The sequence below is a fragment of the Emticicia sp. W12TSBA100-4 genome (assembly GCF_040253585.1).
GTDB lineage: Bacteria > Bacteroidota > Bacteroidia > Cytophagales > Spirosomataceae > Emticicia.
On sequence record NZ_JBELAU010000011.1, the window covers coordinates 143949 to 165244 of the forward strand.

A 21296-nucleotide genomic window follows, 5' to 3' on the forward strand; every position below is an offset into this window, starting at 1 on the left:
TAATTTTACTCAAAAAAAATTAGCTCCCGCCAAAGGCAGAAGCTAATCTGAGCTATTGAGTGAATCTATACTATTTACTATCTTTTAACTTTTAGAACCGTACCTTCATACACAATGGTACTTGTCAAATTATTCCAAACCCACAATTCTGATACTGCTACATTATAATTGACTGAAATTCTAAAAAGTGTTTCTCCTTTTTTAACTGTATGTTTCAAAAAGGTTTTATTTTCTTCTCTATCGGCAACTTCAACCGAATAAGGTTTATTCTTAGTTGAGTTTTGTTTATTCCACGTAACAGTTTGCCCTTCATCTTGTGCTACAATTCCTTCTGTAACTTGCTTTCTATCAATACTTTTGGACAAATTTACACCATTTGTATTACCTTTCCTAATATCTTTCGTCAAAGGTTCAATTTCTTTTGGCATTTCATTCTTACTTGTCACCTTAGATTGTTGATTTCCTTTTCCAATTTCTTTAGTTAAAGGAAGAATTGACAAATCTATCTCTTTTGGTAATTCTTGTTTCGTTGAAGCCAAATCATTTTTATTCATGATTTGCGACTGTTGCTCTTTACTTTTTTCTTGACTTAAAGGCAAACTCGATAAATCAACGTCTTTGATAGATGACTTAACTTCAACAGTTTGAACAGCATCATCTAATATAAACTCTTTTTCTAAGTTTTTATTTTGCCCAGCAACCATCATTTCTTCTACTTCGGTCATTTCGTCGGGCATTTCTATATATTCAATAGGTTTGTTTTTTGGACGAGTAGTTTGTAACCAAACAACCCTACCTCTTTGCAACCGCTGAACTGTTTCGAAACGATTAAAATTGAGTAAACTTGAAAGTTTTACACCATACATTTGAGAAATATCCCAAAGAGTCTCTCCGTCACGCACTACATGAAATGGTACACTCGCCTTGTTCGTTTTTGATTGTATATAATAGACTTGCCCTATTTTCAACAAATCATTTTCTTTTATATCATTGTATTCTGCAAAACGCTCTACCGAAATTCCAGCTTTGTATGCCATCGTAACGGGTATATCGCACATATCAGCTTGTAAGCCTTCCAAATCATTTATCAGATAAAATACCCCACCCTTAGATTTTGTCTTTGATAACTTATCTTCTCTCTTCAAAATCGGAAAACCTAAATCTTTGGCTGGTAAACCTATTTTTCTTGAAAGTTCTGCGAAAGTTCGAACTTCACTGTATCTATTTGCTGGAACAATCACTAAAACATTACAATCTGAATCTGGAACTTTAACAGAATTTAACCATTTATTATATTCAAAAAGCGTCTCTGGTTCAACTTTTAAGTCAAGAGCTATTTTATTGAGTGTTTTTCCTTTACTGTATGGATATTCATAGACAATTTTCTGCTCAATTGGTTTATATGTAGGAAATTCCCTTTCAATCGCAATTTTGTAAGCCAAAAACTGTAATATCGCCGAATAAGCAGGGCTATCCAGTAAAATATAAGGATTCTCTGCCCATTTTTTATTTACTTCAAGCAAAGTTAGAATCTTTTTGTCAGCAATGTGCGAGAATAATGTTGATGCCCAATTTCTGTACAACACTTGATTTCTTTTAAAACAAATAGCTGCTCCCTTGGTCGCAGCAATTAAATGTTTTCGCTCATCAAGTTGGTCGTTAACAATCAAATCTACATTGTCAGCTTTTTCTCTATCAAGACACCAATAAATACCATTTTCAAGAAAAGTTGAGGTTTCAATAGAAGATTGATACTTATTATAAATCATCAAAAACTTGAAATCATCTGGCACTACCTTTTCCTTCAAAACAGGCTCTACAACCGGCAGAAATAGATTAAATTTATCAAGTTGTTGACGAAGACTAATTTTATCTGCTTGAATATTTTTAAGTTCAGTTTGAACTAAATATCGTGTAACATCAGTGAGTTGAAAGGTTACATCCGCAAATTTGATTTCGTAAGGCACAAGTGGAGAATCATTATCAACTGCTGCACGACTATCTAAGCTCCCCAAGACGATGAAAAGGAACACCAAAAATTGGGTATGTAAAAAAGCACGTAAGTCCATTATGTCAGATTCACTTGAACTACTGAGAGGGAGGTGTTAAACTGCTTAATGAAAAACACCTCTCTCAATAGCTGGTTACCTTTACTTTTTTTTGGGTTCGAGAATTTACTCTCGTTTGGGTACTTGTTATAGTTAATTTGGAAAGCTTTTTTGCTTGGTGTTTCAAAGTTATTATACGTATTTGTAATTTCCAAATGTAAACAACATTATTTTTTTATATTTTCCGTATTTTTTATTTTTTCAAAAATAAATGAAAATAAATCTCTAATTCTTAACACTGATAATCAGCAAGTTACACACATACTTTTCTATTTCTAATTTTCAAAATAAATATTAGACGTTTTTCTGATTATATAATATTAGAATATGAAAAATCATAATACTACATTTGTAACAAAATATCTTGCTCAATTGAGAAGTTTATTTAAACAAAAAGGCTACTCAGATGAGTAACCTTTTATTTAAATAAAAATATTCAGGAAATTACTTTCTCCACTTTTTATATTGATTAATCAACGCATTTGTCGAACTATCATGGCTTTCAATGACATCATTATCTGTCAATTCTGGATAAATTTTATTGGCTAATTGCTTACCAAGTTCTACACCCCATTGGTCGAAACTGAAAACATTCCAAATGATACCTTGCACATAGATTTTGTGTTCGTACATAGCAATTAAACTTCCAAGTACCTTCGGAGTAACTTTCTTGACCAAAATTGAGTTTGTCGGACGGTTTCCTTCAAAAACTTTGAAGGGTGCAATTTTGGCTTTTTCCTCTTCAGATTTTCCAGTCAATTCAGCATCAACTTCTGCACGAGTTTTTCCGTTCATCAAAGCCTCAGTTTGGGCAAAGAAGTTTGATAAAAGCATTTTATGATGCTCACCAAGCGGATTATGAGAAATGGCTGGAGCGATAAAATCAGCAGGAATTAGCTTTGTCCCTTGATGAATCAATTGATAAAAAGCGTGTTGACCATTTGTACCGGGTTCTCCCCAAATAATTGGGCCAGTTTGATAATCAACTTTGTTTCCGTTACGGTCGATGTATTTTCCGTTTGATTCCATATCACCTTGTTGGAAGTAGGCCGCAAAACGGTGCAAATACTGGTCATAAGGTAAAATAGCTTGCGATTCTGCACCATAAAAATTATTGTACCAAATGCCCAAAAGTGCTAAAATAACAGGAATGTTTTTCTCAAACGGAGTTGAACGGAAATGATTATCCATCTCGTGAGCCCCAAGCAATAACTGCTCAAAATTTTCGTAGCCAATCGTACAAGCGATTGATAAACCTATGGCTGACCAAAGCGAGTAACGCCCTCCTACCCAATCCCAAAAGCCAAACATATTGGCCGGGTCGATACCAAATTTTTCAACTAAACTCTGACTTGTAGAAATTGCAACGAAATGCTTCTTCACAAACTCCTCATCGACAGCACTTTGCAAAAACCAATCACGAGCCGAAAGAGCATTTGTCATTGTTTCTTGCGTTGTAAATGTTTTTGAGGCAATCATAAATAAGGTTGTCTCAGGATTCACTTTTTTCAAAGTTTCAGCAATGTGCGTGCCGTCAACGTTTGATACAAAATGAATATTGATGTTTTTCTTTTTATATGGTTTCAAAGCCTCAGTAACCATTACTGGCCCTAAATCAGAGCCACCGATTCCGATATTTACGATATCAGTAATTGACTTATTGGTATAGCCTTTCCAAGTTCCTGAAATTACTTTTCCTGAAAAAACCTTCATTTTCTCGAGAACTTCATTTACATCGGGCATCACATCTTTACCATCAACTAAAATCGGAGTATTTGAGCGATTACGCAATGCTACGTGAAGCACCGAACGATTTTCTGTTTGGTTGATTTTTTCGCCTGAAAACATTTGCTCAATCGCACCTGACAAATCGCATTCTTTGGCCAAATCAGTCAAATAAGCTATTGTTCGGCGGTTAATGTTATTTTTTGAATAATCAAGCAAAATATCATTGAACTTGATTGAGAATTTCTTAAATCGGTTTTTGTCTTCAGTAAATAACTCTTTTAAGTGCTTTTTGCTGATGGTACGGTGGTGAGCTTTAAGTTTTTTGAAAGCAGGCGTTTGAGTAAAATTAGTTGAGTTAAGCATATTTTTTTACCCCCAGCCCCTAAAGGGGAGTTTTTTCTTTGGTAAGTGAGTATAAATTCTCTTGAGGCTTTCAGAGAAATTATTTGATACAAATATCATCTAAATGGCTTTTTGAAGCAACAAAAACATTGAAATCTACATCACCTTCGATGCCATCGACTTTACCTGTGGTGCTATGTTGCCAAATCATCAGACGAGCATCTTCATAACCTTCTAATTTCTGACTATCGTAATTAGAAATCCATAATGGGTATTTGTCTAAGTTTCCTTTTATATACTGTTTGTAGATGTGTCCATTGGTGTAAATAATTGGTTTTACGCCGTAATGGTTTTCTATGATGTTAATGAAGGTTTTAACGTTCTCAAGAAGATTGGCTCTCACCCGCTTGTTTGTTCCTTGAATTTCAAAATCAAGAACTGGCACAAAATCACCATCTTCCAGGACTACTGATTCTATAAAATTTTGAGCTTGCTCAACTGGATTAGCTCTTGGTACATAAAAATGATACGCTCCTCTGATTAACCCTGTTTTCTTTGCCTCCTGCCAATTATTACTAAAATCTTGGTCTTTTAAATCTTCCCCTTCAGTGGCTTTGATAAAGCAAAAACTTATATCTACTTTATCCTCAATGCTATTTTTTACCTTATGCCAATCAATTTTGTTATTGTGATGCGAAACATCAATTCCGTGGATGTTATATCTGAGTGGAAGTTTTATGCCAAAGTTTTCAATATAAGTCCACCGCTGACCATCACTTACATACACAGGGTATAAAGTGATGAGTGCAATAACAATCAAAACGTAGAGTCCACGTAAGGAAAAAAGTTGATTCAGAAATCTTTCCCAAAGACTCAATTTTTTTTTCTTTCTCATTAACTCAGGTGCAATCTAAAATCTAACTAATGTAGATTATATTGCAAATATTGTGCAAAAGTAAATAAAATGTGGAATGATTAAAACGATTTGACCGTATAGTGGCTAAAACTTTGGATTTTGATACATTTTAGTCAAAAAGAAGTGTAGCACACCTTTGAGGTGTACTAGACTTCTTTTTACAACCCAATTTTACTTATTTGGTTGTGGAGTGTAGCGTAAGTAAGGTTTTACTACTTTTACTCCTTTCGGAAACTTCGCAATTGCATCTTCGGTCGAAACCGCTGGAACTACAATTGTATCTTCACCTTCTTTCCAATCGGCTGGAGTGGCTACTTGGTAATTTGATGTTAATTGCAAAGAGTCAATTACTCTCAACAATTCCGTAAAATTACGACCAGTTGAAGCTGGATATGTTAGAGTCAATTTAATTTTCTTATCTGGTCCAATGATAAATACCGAACGCACCGTTGCTTTTTCGGAAGCATTAGGGTGAATCATATCATATAATGTAGCTACATTGCGGTCACCGTCAGCAATAATTGGGAAGTTTACGGTTACGCCATTCACTTCTTCAATATCTGGCACCCATTTGTTGTGCGAAGCCAAATCATCTACCGAAACGGCTATTACTTTTACTCCTCTTTTGGCAAAATCATCTTTTAGAAGTGCAGTTTTTCCTAATTCTGTTGTACAAACTGGCGTAAAATCGGCTGGGTGCGAAAATAACATTCCCCAAGAATCGCCGAGCCATTCGTGAAAATCAATTGTTCCCTGCGTGGTTTCAGCAGTAAAATTTGGTGCAATATCTCCTAATCTAAGTGACATATTTAGTTTAATTTAAGTTTTGTACAAATAATCTACTAACTTTATAGAGAATCTTTTTTATCCAAAAATAGTTCACAAATCTACATAAAAATAATTGTGTTTGAATATGTTTAAAATCATAAGAAGAAGATTATTTTTTAATAAAGCATTGAAAATATTGTTGTACTAAATAGTGGTTATGTAGTATCTTTGAAACACTGAATCAAAAAATCAATACAATGCTGGCTTGCTCCGAACTAAGTTTTTCATACGATACCAAAAAGATATTCAACTTTCCATCTTTTAGCTGCGAAAAAGGTGAAACTTTACTCATTTTGGGAAATTCGGGAACTGGAAAAACGACGCTTTTACACCTTTTAGCATTGCTTCTTACCCCAAAAGGTGGGTCGATACAAATAAACGGACAAGAATTGGCAACTCTGACAGCTAAAGAAGCAAGTCAAATGAGAGCCAATCATTTGGGCATTATTTATCAAAAGCCCCATTTTGTAAGTTCTTTAAATGTACTTGATAATCTACTACTGGCCAATTATTTAGCCGACCAAAAACAATCGAAAGAACAAGCTCAAAAACTGGCTCAGAATTTAGGTATCAGTGAATTATTAAATAAAAAAACAGCAATGCTAAGTGGTGGTGAACAGCAAAGAGTGAGCATTGCACGAGCATTAATGAATAATCCTGATGTGATTTTGGCCGATGAACCAACGTCTAATTTAGATGACGAGAATTGCGAAAAAGTAATTCAATTACTTGAAAATCAATCAAAAAATATAGGTGCTGCCTTAATAATAGTCACCCACGACCAAAGATTGAAAGATAATTTTAAAAATATTATTACACTTTAACAAATTACGATTGACGAATTACGATTTACGAATTTTTACAATCGTAAATCATAAATCGTCAATCGTAAATCAAAAACATGTTATTTAAAATAAGTTGGAAAAATATACTCGACAAAAAACTCAATAGTTTTTTGTGTATTCTGTTGATGACCCTCGGCATTGCGATGATTTCGTTGTTGATGCTTTTGGGAAAGCAATTACAAGATAAATTTGCCAAAAATATCAGCGGAATTGATTTGGTGGTTGGTGCAAAAGGCAGTCCGCTACAATTAATCTTATCGTCGGTCTATCAAATTGATAATCCAACAGGCAATGTTTATTTAGATGATGTTGCGGCAATTGCACAAAATCCGTTGGTAAAAGAAATGATTCCCCTTTCCATGGGCGATAATTATCAAGGGTTTAGAATTGTTGGCACGAACAAAAAGTATTTTGAGCATTTCAAGACAAAAATTGCAACTGGGAAAATGTTTAAAGGCAATTTGGAAGTAGTTTTAGGAGCTTTAACGGCACAAAATACCAATTTGAAAGTGGGTGATACATTTGCAAGTTCACACGGGCTTGATTCGGAAGGAGAAAAACACGCCGAAAGTAATTATAAAGTTGTTGGAATTTTAGAATACAATAATTCGGTAGTCGATAACTTGATTTTAACAAGTTTAAATAGTGTTTGGAGTATTCACGAACATAAAGATGAGCACCACGAAGAAGGCGAAGAACACCATGAGGAGGAAGCAGCTGATAGTACGGTTAAAAGAGAAATCACAAGTGCCATCATCAAATTTCGCTCACCGATGGGCATGATGACAATGCCACGAAACATTAACCAGAATTCAAAATTACAAGCGGCAGTTCCTGCTATTGAGGTCAATCGTTTGTTTGAGCTTTTAGGCATTGGCATAGAAGGTTTACAATTTTTGGCGGCCGTTATTATGCTCATTTCAGGAATCAGTGTTTTTGTTTCACTCTATAATTCCTTAAAAGAACGCAAATACGAAATGGCATTGATGCTTTCGATGGGTGCCAGTCGAACTCGTTTGTTTTTGATGTTGTTATTAGAAGGTATTATTTTATCTTTGCTGGGTTTTATAGCAGGAATCTTTTTGAGTAGAATTGGTATCTATCTGATTTCAAATGCTTTAAGCAAAAAATTCCATTTCGATGTAAGTCAATTTAGTTTACAAACTGGCGAAATATATTTGTTTAGTGGTGCGTTATTAGTCGGAATTTTGGCTGCCGCCCTTCCATCAATTGGTATTTACAGAATCAATATTTCAAAAACATTGGCAACCGAATAACTGTTTTATTTTAAGAACTTTACACTTTCAAAATCAATAAAATGAAAAATTTAACAAGAAGATTCATACTTGGCTTTTTTGCTTTATCATTGCTTTCTTTCACGTATGCCGATGAGCCAACCAAAATAACTTGGGAAACACTCCGTGATGTAACTTTCAAGAAAAAATGGAGTGCCGAAGAATCAATGTTTATCCTCTACCCTACTTTCGGGCAGAAAGTTGCTAATTTAAAAGACAAAGAAATCATTCTAACGGGTTACATGATTCCAGTTGATGTTGATGCCAATGTTTATGTACTTTCTGCAAACCCATATAGCTCATGTTTCTTTTGTGGAGGTGCAGGGCCGGAATCGGTTGTACAAATCAAATTCAAAAAATCAACTAAACGTTTCAATACTGACGACCGTGTGACGGTAAAAGGTACGTTGAAACTCAACGCCGACGATATTAATGAGCTAAATTATATTTTGGTAAATACTGATTTGGTTTTGTAAAATAGTCGATAAACAACGGTGGATAGTCCAAAACTTTCCACTCAAAAATAAAGGTTTAATTACTTTGTTTGCATAAATCCTTATAAACGAAGAGCGTCGGATGTGAATTCAGACGCTCTTTTATTTAATAAATTTACGCAAGATTTCGTTTGATAAACAGTATTTTATACTTTTGGCAAATTCTTGCAATTATTGAATCAGATAAAAACAATGAAAAAACTACTTTTCGCTTTCACAACAATTTTAATTTTAAGCATAAGCTCAGAAACTTTTGCACAGTATGATTATAACTGGGCTGCTGGTTTCAGAGTTGGTGAACCACTCGGTTTTAACCTCAGAAAATACTTCCAAAATGGCGATAAAGCATTTGATATAAATGTTGGCACTTATGGCTTTATTTATAATAGAAAACGGAGTTACAATGGTGGAGAATATCGAACTTCTGGCTTAATGATTCAAGGCATTTATTTGTGGCAACACGAAGTTTTCAGAAGAGATTGGGCTCACGTATATTACGGTGGCGGTTTGCAAATAAATAATAGAAATCACTACTTTTTCTCAAGAAATGTGACCCCTCCGCAAGAAATTCGTTCTAAAAAAATTGCACTGGGACCAACAGGTACAGCAGGCTTTGAATTAAAATTGCCGAATCAACCATTAGCATTTTTCTTGGATGCAGGATTGTATCTTGAAGCATTACCTTCACCATTTTTTATCAATCCACAAGTAAGTGGAGGATTGAGATTGAACATTATTAAATAAAATTCTGAGTTCTGAATTTTGAGCGACCGACGCCCGGTTCTTAGTTAAAAACTTTAACTATACTCTCTGGAAGAAAACAATTAAAGTTGTGAGTAAAAAAACTCAGAACTCAGAACTCATAATTCATAACTCTTATGATTGCATATCTCGACGGAAAACTTGCCTATAAAGACCCATCTTACGTTATTATTGACGTTGGTGGTGTGGGCTATCAAGTAAAAATTTCCTTACAAACTTACGCCGCACTTCACAACACTGGCGAACGATGTAAACTTCATACTTTGTTGATTATAAGAGAAGATTCTCACACATTATTTGGTTTCTATGATGCCGAAGAGAAAGTTTTGTTTGAAGACCTAACCAGCGTTTCAGGCATCGGGCCAAGCACTGCGTTGGTAATGCTTTCGTCTTTATCTTCTCCGGAAATTAAACAGGCTTTGGTGAGTGAAGATGTCAAAACAATTCAAAGTATCAAAGGAATTGGTCTCAAAACTGCTCAAAGAGCTATTATTGAGCTGAAAGATAAATTAAAGAAAGACAACTTAATTAGTGGAGTTACACCAAATATCTTTAATACAGAAAATGCAAAAGTACGTAATGAGTCACTTGCTGCATTAGTAATGCTAGGAATTCCGAGAGCAACCGCTGAAAAGAGTATAGATACGATTCTTAAACGTGAAGGTAACGATATTACAGTCGAACAACTCATCAAACTTGCTCTTCGCTAAACCATTAAATAAAATAACGCTAAATAGTAAATTGAAAAAATATTATTCAGCGTTATGATTTTACACTAAACTAAAAAAAACACGCTAAAAAAGAAGTCAACATAGACTATTGGCAAGGTTTTAGTCGTTTAGTTCTTGATACTCCTATTGAATTTTCCTAAAAACTGTATGTTCAGACAGCTATTAAAATCAAATCGTGTTACTTTATACTTAATTTTTTGTTTTTTTGGACTGATAAGCATCAACAACTTACAAGCCCAAATACGCAAAAAAAGTGCAACTACTGTTGAAAAGACCAAGATAGATTCGCTCTTAATTCCAGAGAAAGATACTGTTATTTCTCGAACTGGAAGCCGCCCGAGCTATCGTTGGCAAGACCGTTATTTAAACCGTTATGCAGCAAAAGTTCCTCAATCACCTTTTTATCTCAAAGATTCAAAAAGTATTGTAACCGATTTCAAACTTTCGCCCGACGCAAAGGAAATCTCAATCACAGAAAAAGCAGGTAAACGCATAGATTATAAAGTTCCGCAAGCCCTTACTTTTAATGAATACTCAAGCATTCAAAATGCAAGTGTTCGCCGAAGCATTCTAAGAGATTACGAAAACCTACAAGATGGTAAAAGTGCAGTTAGTGGTCGTGGTTTGAAACCACTTTTGGAGAAAAACCCAATTGTTGACAGAATTTTTGGTGGAAGCGTTCCAGATTTAAAACCTAATGGCTTTGTTACCCTTGACTTTCAATTAATTCGACAATTTATTGATAATCCGTTCTTGCCGCTCATTCAAAGAAAACAAACACTTTTCAATTTCAATGAGCAAATCAATATCAACTTTAACGGCAAAATTGGCGATAAGCTTGGAGTTTTGACCAATCTTGATACAAAAGCTGCCTTTAATTTTGAGAATCAATTAAAGTTAAACTTCAAAAATCAACCCGAAGATATTCTCCAAAAAGTAGAAGGTGGAAATATCAGTATGCCTGTAAAAAGTCAGTTGATTCCAGGTGTTCAAAACTTAATGGGTGTAAAAGCTGCATTTAGATTTGGAAAGTTGGATGTAACTGCCGTTGTTGCCCAACAACGTTCACGAACCGAATCTATCGTGCTTAATGGAGGTTCACAAAACCGAACTTTTGAGGTACGTTGCGATAATTATGACGAAAACCGACATTTCTTTCTGGCTCAATTTTTTAGAGATAATTACGAAAAATCGCTTCGTAATCTGCCTTTGGTGCTTTCTAATGTCAGAATTACACGTTTGGAGGTTTATGTAACCAACCGCACCAATAGTATCGAATCTATGCGAAACCTAACCGCATTTACGGATTTAGGAGAACTTCCAGGAGCAAATGGCAAATACAATGTGGTTGATAATAAAGCAACGCCACTTTTCGACAATCTAAATAATAACCCAAATTTCAGAAGAGTTGATGATAGTACTGGAACACTGGCAAGACTTGGTTTGAAGAAAGGAATTGACTATGAAGTATTGAGAGGCTCTAAACGATTAACCGACAGAGAATTCAAATACAATCAAGAACTCGGCTATATTTCATTGGTCACTCCCCTGCGTAACGACGAAATTTTGGCCGTTGCCTATGAATATACTTACAACGGACGCACTTATAAAGTCGGAGAATTGACCGAAGATTACTCTTCTCGCCGTGAAGACGAAGTAATTATGTTAAAACTCATCAAATCTTCAACAATCCGTAATCGCACGAATAGTCCGATGTGGAATTTGATGATGAAAAATATTTATTCACTCGGTACACCAGGCGTTGGCAGACAAGGCTTTCAGCTACGAATCATATATAAAGATGACCGTACAGGAATGGATACACCCAATTTGCAAGATGGTAGAAAATTGCAAAATATTCCGCTCATCCGAATTATGAATCTAGACCGTTTGAATCCAAACAATGACCCTCAATTACCAGATGGCGATGGTAATTTTGACTTTGTGGAAGATATTACCATTGATACAAAGATGGGCAAACTCATTTTCCCTGTTCTTGAGCCTTTTGGTAGTACGCTTGAAAGTAAATTTGACCTTGACGAACAAATCTTGAAAGAGAAATACGTTTTCAATGAGTTGTATCGCACCACTATGGCTGATGCTCAGCAAGTTACGACCAAAAATAAGTTTTTTATCAGAGGTAGTTTACAAGCCAGTAATGCGTCAGAAATCTCACTTCCATTGGGAGCTTCGGGACAATCGGTTAGAATTTTTGCGGGTGGTGTTCAATTGCAAGAAGGTGCAGATTATATCATCGAGCCACAACTTGGAAAAATTAAGATCACAAATCAGAGTATTTTAAATTCGGCACGTCAGATTCGTATCGAGTGGGAAAAACCCGATTTATTCAATACACAACGTAGAATAATGCTCGGTACACGACTTGACTATAACCTCAGTAAAGATATTCATATTGGAGCAACTGCTATGTCGCTTCGTGAAAGTACACCTGGATTTTTGACAAGGGTTGCAATTGGCCAAGAACCTGTAAACAATACCATTCTGGGTGTCGATGTCAATCTAAGAAAAGACTCTCGCTTCTTGACTCGAATGCTTGATGCCCTCCCTTTGATTCAAACCAAAGAGATGTCATCAATTCAGTTGACTGCTGAATATGCCAAATTAATTCCTGCCGTCAACGACAAAAGAATTGGTGGTAACGCTATGATCGATGATTTTGAATCGACTCGAAACATCAATGACCTTACTCGCCAACCAACTCGTTGGAGACCTGGTTCTACTCCCGAATCGTTTCAAGGCAGTGCTGTAAATTATGATTACAATTATCGTAGAGGAAAAATTTCGGTTTATACAGTTGACCAAACTACCTACTTTAGTGGTGGATTCGGTGCGGGCGTACTTCCCGATAATGTAACCGCCGAAGCAAACAATAACCTTTACGAAAAAGCATTTACGCCCAATCAAATTTTCACTGGTCGTTCACTACCTGCTTTCAACTCATCAATTCCACTCAATATCCTTGATATTAGTTATTTTCCAGCAGAAAGAGGCCTGTATAACTTCAGTCCAAATTTAGATAGTGATGGTTTTTTACCAAATCCAAAAGATAATTTTGGTGCGGTCATGCGTGGAATTACGGCTGATAATGATTTTGAAAATGCTAATACTGAATATTTAACTTTCTGGATGCTCAATCCATTTGTTGATATTGTGCGTGATGGCTCGCCTAATGGCAATAAACGAAATACGAAAGGCGGAAAACTCTTATTTCATTTGGGTGATGTTTCAGAAGATTTTATTCCTGACAGTAGAAATAACTTTGAAAATGGGCTTTTGCCAAGCGGCGGTTCATCTTCTCAACCAGTGACAACTCGTTGGGGAAAAGCACCAAGCGTGCAATTTCTCACCGATGCATTTGATAATCAAACAGGTTCGAGAGAAAAACAAGATGTTGGTTTAGATGGACTCTCAAACACTGAAGAAAAAGATTTTCCACACATTAAACGTTATTTGGAAGATATTAGAGGCAAAGTTAAACCAGAGGTTTATGAAGAAATTGCAAAAGATCCTTCGGGCGATGATTTCAAGTTTTTCATAGATGCCGATTATGATGCTCAAAACAAGAATCTTTTACAACGTTTCAAAAATTATTTGGGAGTAGAAAATAACTCACCTCAAAGCAATACGCAATCAAGTAATATTGCTACACCCGCCAACTCAGTAACACCTGACAAAGAAGATATTAATGCCGATAATACCATCAACGATGTAGAAAATTTCTACGAATATGAGATTGACCTACGCCCTAATAAAATGGATGTTGGACAAGGCTTTATTGTTGATAAAGTGACAGTTCCAGGCACAGAAGCAACTTGGTATCTTTTCAGAGTTCCAGTCAAACAATTTACTCGCAAATACGGCGACATCAACGGCTTCAAATCTATCCGTTTCATGCGTACAGTTTTAACTGATTTTGAAGAGCCAGTTGTTTTACGTTTTGCATCATTACAACTTGAATCGAACAGTTATCGTGTTTATGACAAAAATCTAAGCAATGCTGGATTAACCGAAGTTCCTGAACCTTATGATGCTAAATTTAAAGTTGGTGTAGTAAGTATCGAAGAAAATGGCTGTTCTGATGATGGGCAAAATTGTAATGTAAAAGATGGAAAAACACCCTATGTTGTGCCGCCAGGTTTTATTCGTGACCAAGACGTAACGCAACAACAGTTTAATATCAAATTTAATGAACAATCAATCTCACTTGGTGTAACTAACCTCCGTGATGGCGATTCAAGAGCGGTTTTCAAAAATACTCGTGTTGATATGCTCAATTATAAGCGTTTACGCTTATTTATTCACGCCGAAAATGATAATGATGCCGAAAAAGAAGTTGGCGGAGCTTACATAAGAATTGGAACCGATTTAACTGAAAACTACTACGAAATCGAAATTCCACAATTAAAAATGACCCGAAAGGGAGCTATCAACGAAACCGATATTTGGCCTGATGAAAATGCAATTGATGTTGCTCTGCAAGAACTCGTTGCCTTGAAAGGAGAAAGAAATCGTGTTGCCAAAAATCTTTCTGTCCTTTATTCAAAACCAACCGAAGACAATAAATTTAAGATTTCGGTTTTAGGAAATCCAGATTTAAGCACAGTGCTGACTATTATGTTGGGAGTAAGAAATCCTAAATCTGAAGATGAATCTGCTAATACATTTCTCGTTTGGATGAATGAACTCCGTGCTTTTGGTTTCGACCAATCTTCAGGAGATGCGGCTTTACTTGCTGCCAATATCAAACTGGCAGACTTAGCGACCGTAACCGTTAATGGTAATTACAAAGGGTTTGGTTTTGGTGGAGTTCAAGATAAAATATCTGAAAGAGCCAGAGATAACGGAACAGGCATTGGTATTGCCTCAAATATCGAACTGGATAAATTATTGCCAGAAAAATGGGGTTTAAAAATACCTTTCTTTATCAATTTCGATAAACAAACTGTAAAACCACACTTCAATCCACTCGACCCTGATATGCCTCTGGAGATTGCTTTGGCCAATATTTCAGACCAAACCGAGCGTGAAAGATACCGCAGACTTGTGGTCGATGATAATACTCGTCGAGGCTTTAACTTTTCAAATGTTCGTAAGATAAAAACCAAAGAAGGAGCAAAATCACATTTCTACGACATTGAAAACTTCACATTTACGTACGCACAAAATAATGTGAGCAGAAGTAATATTCTGATTGATGAATATGCTCTGAATCAATATAAAGGCGGTTTTACGTATCAATTTCAGCCAAAACAAATCAATTGGGAGCCATTTAAAAGTAAGAAATCCCTTGAACGTCCGTTGCTATATTGGTTAAAAGACCTCAATTTCTCGCCATTGCCAACAGTAGTGGCTTTCAGAACTGATTTTGATAGAAGTTTTGCTAAAACCCAATTAAGAAATTCAGATTTGACGACAAACGGCATAATTCCGATGTTTGAAAAATATTTCTTGATGAATAGAATGTATGATTTACAGTGGAATTTGACCAAAAGTATTTTATTGAACTATTCGGCTTCAATGAATGCTTTGATTGACGAGCCACAAGGAGATTTGAATACCAAACAAAAAACAGACTCTCTTCTAACGAATTTGAAAAAGCTCGGTCGTGCTAAAAATTTCAGTCAAGAAATGCGTTTTACGTATCGTTTACCGCTTGATAAATTTTTCTTACTCGATTGGATGACGGCCGACGCTAAATACAATAATCAATTTAATTATCAGGCCGTTTCTTTAAACATCCTTGACGAATTTAATATTCCATTCGGAAATACTATTCGTAACGGCCGAGATAGAGGTGTAAGAGGCAAAATTGACTTTGTTAAACTTTATAACAAAGCCAAATATCTTCGATTTGCCAATAGTCCAAATCCAGTAAAGAAACGCTTTACTCGTAACCCTGGTGATGATGAAAACATTGAAGTTTCAACCAGCAATTTGGCAAAGACTTTTACTCGTTTGCTGATGAGTGTTCGAGGAATTGACTATGATTATTCAATCACTGAAACTTCGATTTTACCAGGTTTTATGCCTGTTCCGAGATTTTTTGGACTAAGTAGCAATGAATCTGCTCCAGGCTTAGGATTTGTAATGGGTCAACAAGACCCGTTTTTCCAAGTAAAAGCGGCCCAAAAAGGATGGCTGTCTCAAACTACTGTGCAAACCCAGCCATTTACTCAAACTCGACAAATTAAATTTAGTTATCGAACAACCATTGAGCCAAGCAAGGATTTAAGAATCCAAATTAGTGGAAATATGAGCCGTGGCGATACTTACCAAGAATATTACACGGCCGATGATGGTGGTGGTTACAGTGCCAAAAGCCCCGTAAGAAATGGAAATTATGGTATGTCGTTTTGGGGATTCCGCACTGCCTTCCAACGCATGAGTACGGATAGCGGTAGTAATTATCAATACAAAGTTTTTGATAATATGATAAAATATCGTGACCAAATTATTGAAAATCAATTGGCTACTGGTAATGAATATTATAATAAAAACTCACAGGATATTCTGATTCCTGCCTTTTTTGCAGCATATAGTGGCAAAGCAGAACGTGCCAGAATCGGTTTTAATCCTTTTAATCCAAACAATAGAAGAATCAACTTACCACTTCCAAACTGGCGAATTGATTATAGTGGATTGGCAAATTTAGAGCCATTCAAGCGTATTTTTAGTTCGATTACAATCAATCATAGTTATACTTCAAACTTTAATGTTGGCAACTTCACTTCATCGCTTGAGTATAATAAAACCGATATTGCTATCAATTTAGCACAAAAGGGATACCCACTACCTTCGACTGATGTATTAAATTCGTTGGGGCAGTTTATTCCAGTATTTGTGATGAGTACGATAACAATTGATGAAAAATTTGCTCCATTTATTGGTGTACAGTTCGTTACGAAAAGTAAAATTTCTGGTAAATTTGAATACAACAAAGAGCGTAGAGCTTCGCTGAATCTTTCAAACTCACAAATTGCTGAGTATTCGAGCGATGATTTTGTATTTAATTTTGGTTTCAAGAAAAGTGGTGTTAAACTCCCTTTTAGAAGTCGTGATGGTGGGGTTATTACCCTAAAAAATGATTTAAACTTGCAATTTAATCTTACGCTAAGAGATATTAAGGGAATCCAGAGAAGACTTGATGGCGACCCACAACCAACACAAGGAAATTATAATTTCCAGTTGGGACCACGCATTTCGTACCAAATCAATAAAAGAATCTTAATGAATTTCTATATTGACCACTTGGTAAATCGTCCGTTTGTAACCAATTTTTCATTTCCACGTACAACCACAACTGGTGGCTTGAACGTAAGATTTAGTCTTTCGGAATAGATAAAATATTAATTCTGCTCAAAACGCTGGCAGGGTTTTGAACCTTGCCAGCGTTGGTTTAATGTAGGTTTATCTAAAAACCAAAACTTTTTAAGCTACATTTTTTCAGTTTTCCAACATTTGCTGTAACTTGCAGCCATAATTTAAAACTTTCATCAATAATGAATTTCCCTGCTGACTTACGCTACACAAGCGAACACGAATGGTTGAGAATTACCGAAGGAAATATTGCGGTAATCGGAGTTACGGATTTTGCTCAAAGCGAATTGGGTGACATCGTATTTGTAGAAATCGAAACGGTTGGACAGACTCTCGCAACCAACGAAATTTTCGGTACAGTAGAAGCAGTAAAAACTGTTTCTGACTTATTTTTACCAGTAGCAGGAAAAATCCTTGAGGTAAATCCAACACTTGCCAACAATCCAGAACTCGTAAACTCAGACCCTTATGGCGAAGGTTGGATGGTGAAAGTTGAAGTTGCTGACCTTGCCGAAGTAGAAGCATTGATGGATTCGGCGGCTTATCAAAATATTATCTAAGCCATGGATCACAAAATCATATAATACAGAATTAAATGCCCTCATTAGGGCATTTTTTTTGATTTTTGAAGCAAGATTATATAATTTATTCATACGTAAATGAAAGTTTAACGCTGGCAGGGTTTTGAACCCTGCCAGCGTTAGTCAATTTACCTTACAGACTAATGAGAATTTTATTAAAATCAGTAAAAATCGTTGATAGTTCGTCCGAATTTAATGGTCAAACAAAAGATATGCTCATAGAAAATGGCATTATTCAGCAAATTACCAATAGCATTGAAAGTACAGCAGACCAAACTATTAGCGGTGAAAACCTCTACGTTTCAGCGGGCTGGATTGATATGAGGGTTTCGCCAAAAGACCCAGGGTATGAATCAAAAGAAGATTTAAACTCACTTTCGGCAGCGGCTATGACAGGTGGTTTTACTGAGATAGTGACTTTACCTAATACAAAACCAGTTGTTCAGACCAAAGAAGCAATTGCTTATGTAAAAAACTTTGCTCTTTCTCAACTTATCAATATCTACCCAACTGGGGCAGTTACGAGAAATTGCGAAGGAAAAGATTTTACCGAAATGCTCGATTTGCACCAAGCAGGTGCAGTGGCTTTTACAGATGGCGACCATACACTTTGGAATGCGGATATTTTACTGAAAACTTTACAGTACCTCGCTCCTATTGATTCGTTGTTAATGAACCGCCCCGAAGAGCCATCAATGACAATTTTTGGACAAATGCATGAAGGAATCGAAAGTACGCTTCTTGGTATGAAAGGTATTCCATCAACGGCGGAAGAATTGATGTTGATGCGTGATTTGAAATTATTAGAATATTATTTGGGCAAAGACTTTAGTCCGAAAGAAAAAAGCTCTCTGCATTTTTCAACAATTTCGACTAAAGTTGGTGTTGAATTAATTCGACAAGCGAAGTCAAAAGGATTACCAGTAAGTTGCGATATTGCTGCCCATCAACTGGCTTTTACGGATGCTGATTTAAAAGATTTTGATACAAATTTCAAAGTAAATCCGCCTTTCAGAAGTCAAGAAGATATTGAGGCTTTGCAACAAGGATTGGCCGATGGAACAATAGATGTGGTAGTTTCTGACCATAATCCACAAGATGAAGAGTCAAAAAATCTTGAATTCGATATGGCAGATTTTGGAGTAATTGGCCTTGAAACTGCATTTTCGGTAGCAAATACTTACAGTAACCTTTCGATTGATAAAATTATCGAAAAATTAACCACCAGTCCACGTAAGTTATTACGCTTAGAAAACGTTTCGATTAAAGAGGGGAATCACGCAAATTTAAGTATTTTCGACCCAAGCCAAGAATGGATTTATGAGTCAAAAAATATTCAATCAAAATCGAAAAATTCACCTTTTATTGATAAAAAACTAACAGGTAAAGTAAAAGCAGTTGTCAATAAGGGCAAAATTTTCATCAACAAATAACAAAAATGCTTAAAAATAAAATTCTCAGATATGCGTTTATTTATGGGTCTATTGCTGCATTTATTTGCATTACAGTAGCACTCATTCAATATTATGGTTTAGAAAAAAGTCCATTTGGCAGATACAAACTACCCGCTTTTGGGATCAATATTATTTTTGTGATCGTGGCAACTTGGGTTTATCGAGCCAATAATTTAGGCGTTTTGACTTTTACGGAGGGTTTTTCGGTAGGTTTTATGACTAATTTAGTCGCGGCAGTAATTACGGGCTTGGTATTTTTTATTTTTGTACAATTTATTGATAAACCTTACGGAAATAATCACGCAATTATGCTTTGGGTGCAGGAAAATATTAAAGGCATTGAAAAAATTAAGGATACACACATCAGAGATTTCGGAATCAAAGAATATGAAGTTCTTTTGAGCCAAGCTCAAGAAATTCCTTCAGCAGCTTATGTATTTCTCGATGAAATTGTAAAAAAACAATTGTGTATTGTAGGAATAACGATTGTTTCGGTAATATTTCGCCGTCATACATTCACTATTTCATAGATTTTTCGTTAAATTTACTCATCAATTACCTAACTCTAAACTGAAATGGAAAAACCATCAACCGCTCGCATTGCACTTAAATGGGGAATCATTAGTGCAATCATGATTATTATTTACACTGTTGCTCTTTACATAACTGGATATTTCAAAACACCATCACTTTCTTGGATTCCTTTTATTCTATTGTTAATCGGAATCGTGATGTCATTGAGAGAATTTAAGTTGATGAATAATAATTTTTTAGGGTTCAGTGAAGGATTAGGTTTAGGCACACTCACGAGTGCTGTTTGTGGTCTTGCTGCTTCGATTTTCAACTATATTTATATCACATTTATTGATACTACCATTATTCAACAAATGCGTGAAATGCAGATTGAGCAATTAGAACAACAAGGACTTTCTTCCGAACAAATCGACCAAGCAATGGAAATTGCAAGTCGTTTTGCAACTCCTGGACTCACATTTTTGTTTTCAATCATTGGCTATATACTCTTTGGCTTTGTTTTTTCGTTGATTGTATCAGCAATAATTAAAAATTCTAAACCTGAAATAGAGTTTTAAACTCCGTTTCAACAATAATTTTCTCTTAAATTTAAGATTCTAAAATGCTTTCAATATTCCGTAAAGAACTTAACAGTTTTCTAAATTCATTGGTTGCCTACATTGTAATTGGTGTATTTTTGGTAATTGTTGGCTTGTTTACTTGGTTTTTCGACTCGAATGTGCTTGATTATGGCTATGCCGATCTCAGTAATTTCTTTCAACTTTCGCCTTTTATTTTTGTTTTTCTGATTCCAGCCATTACGATGCGTTCGCTCTCTGAGGAATATAAAAGTGGAACGATTGAATTATTATTTACCAAACCTTTGAGCGAATGGCAGATAATTATTGGTAAATTTCTGGCAACATTTTTACTGATTTTTATTGCAGTTTTACCTACTTTACTATATTATTACTCGGTTTATCAACTGGGCAGCCCTAAAGGAAATATTGATTCGGCAGCAGTGGTTGGCTCTTACTTAGGTTTACTTTTACTCGGAGCTACATTTGCAAGCCTTGGTTTATGGGCATCTTCAATGACTGATAATCAAATAGTTGCGTTTATTGTCGGAGCAGTTCTATGCTATATTTTATACGATGGGATTCAACAATTGGCCAATATTTTCAACGGAACTACTCAATTTTATATCAGTTTTTTAAGTTTGGGCTATCACTACGAAGCACTTGGTCGAGGTCTAATTGATTCTCGAAACATCATTTATCTATTTAGTGTTATCTTTTTAATGCTTTTTCTAACGAAGCAGAATTTGATTGCTAAGAAAAACTAATTTTACAGAACTTCAC

At 35.5% G+C, this 21296-nt stretch carries 15 protein-coding genes; 11 read left to right on the top strand and 4 right to left on the bottom strand.

Annotated features, from left to right (window positions below; all coding sequences use genetic code 11):
- Positions 1 to 77 precede the first annotated feature (77 nt).
- The 4 genes from ABR854_RS17535 to ABR854_RS17550 all read right to left on the bottom strand — a co-directional run bounded on the left by ABR854_RS17535 (position 78) and on the right by ABR854_RS17550 (position 5901).
- Entirely contained in the window at positions 78 to 2033 is a 1956-nt protein-coding gene (locus ABR854_RS17535) for a LysM peptidoglycan-binding domain-containing protein (RefSeq protein WP_350266971.1), read from the bottom strand.
- Positions 2034 to 2552: 519 nt separating this feature from the next.
- Positions 2553 to 4199 carry a glucose-6-phosphate isomerase gene (gene pgi / locus ABR854_RS17540; protein WP_350266973.1) on the bottom strand — a complete coding sequence of 549 codons (1647 nt, stop codon included), beginning with the start codon at positions 4197 to 4199 and terminating at the stop codon, positions 2553 to 2555.
- 79 nt (positions 4200 to 4278) lie between these two features.
- Complete coding sequence (locus tag ABR854_RS17545; RefSeq protein ID WP_350266975.1) at positions 4279 to 5073, bottom strand: glycoside hydrolase family 25 protein; 795 nt, start codon at positions 5071 to 5073, stop codon at positions 4279 to 4281.
- 192 nt (positions 5074 to 5265) lie between these two features.
- Complete coding sequence (locus tag ABR854_RS17550; RefSeq protein WP_305952469.1) at positions 5266 to 5901, bottom strand: peroxiredoxin; 636 nt, start codon at positions 5899 to 5901, stop codon at positions 5266 to 5268.
- Positions 5902 to 6119: 218 nt separating this feature from the next.
- On the opposite strand from ABR854_RS17550, the gene ABR854_RS17555 reads away from it, so the two are divergent.
- The 11 genes from ABR854_RS17555 to gldF all read left to right on the top strand — a co-directional run bounded on the left by ABR854_RS17555 (position 6120) and on the right by gldF (position 21280).
- Positions 6120 to 6746, top strand: coding sequence for an ABC transporter ATP-binding protein (locus ABR854_RS17555; RefSeq protein ID WP_350266978.1), 627 nt, complete (start codon positions 6120 to 6122; stop codon positions 6744 to 6746).
- 77 nt (positions 6747 to 6823) lie between these two features.
- The gene (locus ABR854_RS17560; RefSeq protein ID WP_350266980.1) at positions 6824 to 8044 is read left to right on the top strand and encodes an ABC transporter permease; all 1221 of its coding nucleotides are present in this window, start codon (positions 6824 to 6826) and stop codon (positions 8042 to 8044) included.
- Positions 8045 to 8085: 41 nt separating this feature from the next.
- Entirely contained in the window at positions 8086 to 8538 is a 453-nt protein-coding gene (locus ABR854_RS17565; protein WP_305952472.1) for a DUF3299 domain-containing protein, read from the top strand.
- A gap of 210 nt (positions 8539 to 8748) precedes the next feature.
- On the top strand, positions 8749 to 9300 hold the full coding sequence (locus ABR854_RS17570) for a hypothetical protein (protein WP_350266982.1): 552 nt from the start codon (positions 8749 to 8751) through the stop codon (positions 9298 to 9300).
- A 134-nt stretch (positions 9301 to 9434) separates the two neighbouring features.
- Positions 9435 to 10028 carry a Holliday junction branch migration protein RuvA gene (ruvA, locus tag ABR854_RS17575; protein ID WP_350266984.1) on the top strand — a complete coding sequence of 198 codons (594 nt, stop codon included), beginning with the start codon at positions 9435 to 9437 and terminating at the stop codon, positions 10026 to 10028.
- 168 nt (positions 10029 to 10196) lie between these two features.
- Entirely contained in the window at positions 10197 to 17408 is a 7212-nt protein-coding gene (sov, locus tag ABR854_RS17580; RefSeq protein WP_350266986.1) for a T9SS outer membrane translocon Sov/SprA, read from the top strand.
- Positions 17409 to 17569: 161 nt separating this feature from the next.
- On the top strand, positions 17570 to 17947 hold the full coding sequence (gcvH, locus tag ABR854_RS17585) for a glycine cleavage system protein GcvH (RefSeq protein WP_350266989.1): 378 nt from the start codon (positions 17570 to 17572) through the stop codon (positions 17945 to 17947).
- A gap of 164 nt (positions 17948 to 18111) precedes the next feature.
- Entirely contained in the window at positions 18112 to 19401 is a 1290-nt protein-coding gene (locus tag ABR854_RS17590; RefSeq protein WP_350266991.1) for a dihydroorotase, read from the top strand.
- Positions 19402 to 19406: 5 nt separating this feature from the next.
- On the top strand, positions 19407 to 19952 hold the full coding sequence (locus tag ABR854_RS17595) for a DUF4199 domain-containing protein (protein ID WP_350266993.1): 546 nt from the start codon (positions 19407 to 19409) through the stop codon (positions 19950 to 19952).
- 45 nt (positions 19953 to 19997) lie between these two features.
- Entirely contained in the window at positions 19998 to 20513 is a 516-nt protein-coding gene (locus tag ABR854_RS17600; RefSeq protein ID WP_350266995.1) for a DUF4199 domain-containing protein, read from the top strand.
- A gap of 44 nt (positions 20514 to 20557) precedes the next feature.
- Positions 20558 to 21280: a gliding motility-associated ABC transporter permease subunit GldF gene (gene gldF / locus ABR854_RS17605; RefSeq protein WP_350266996.1), complete on the top strand. Its 723-nt coding sequence runs from the start codon at positions 20558 to 20560 to the stop codon at positions 21278 to 21280.
- The last annotated feature ends 16 nt before the right edge of the window (positions 21281 to 21296 follow it).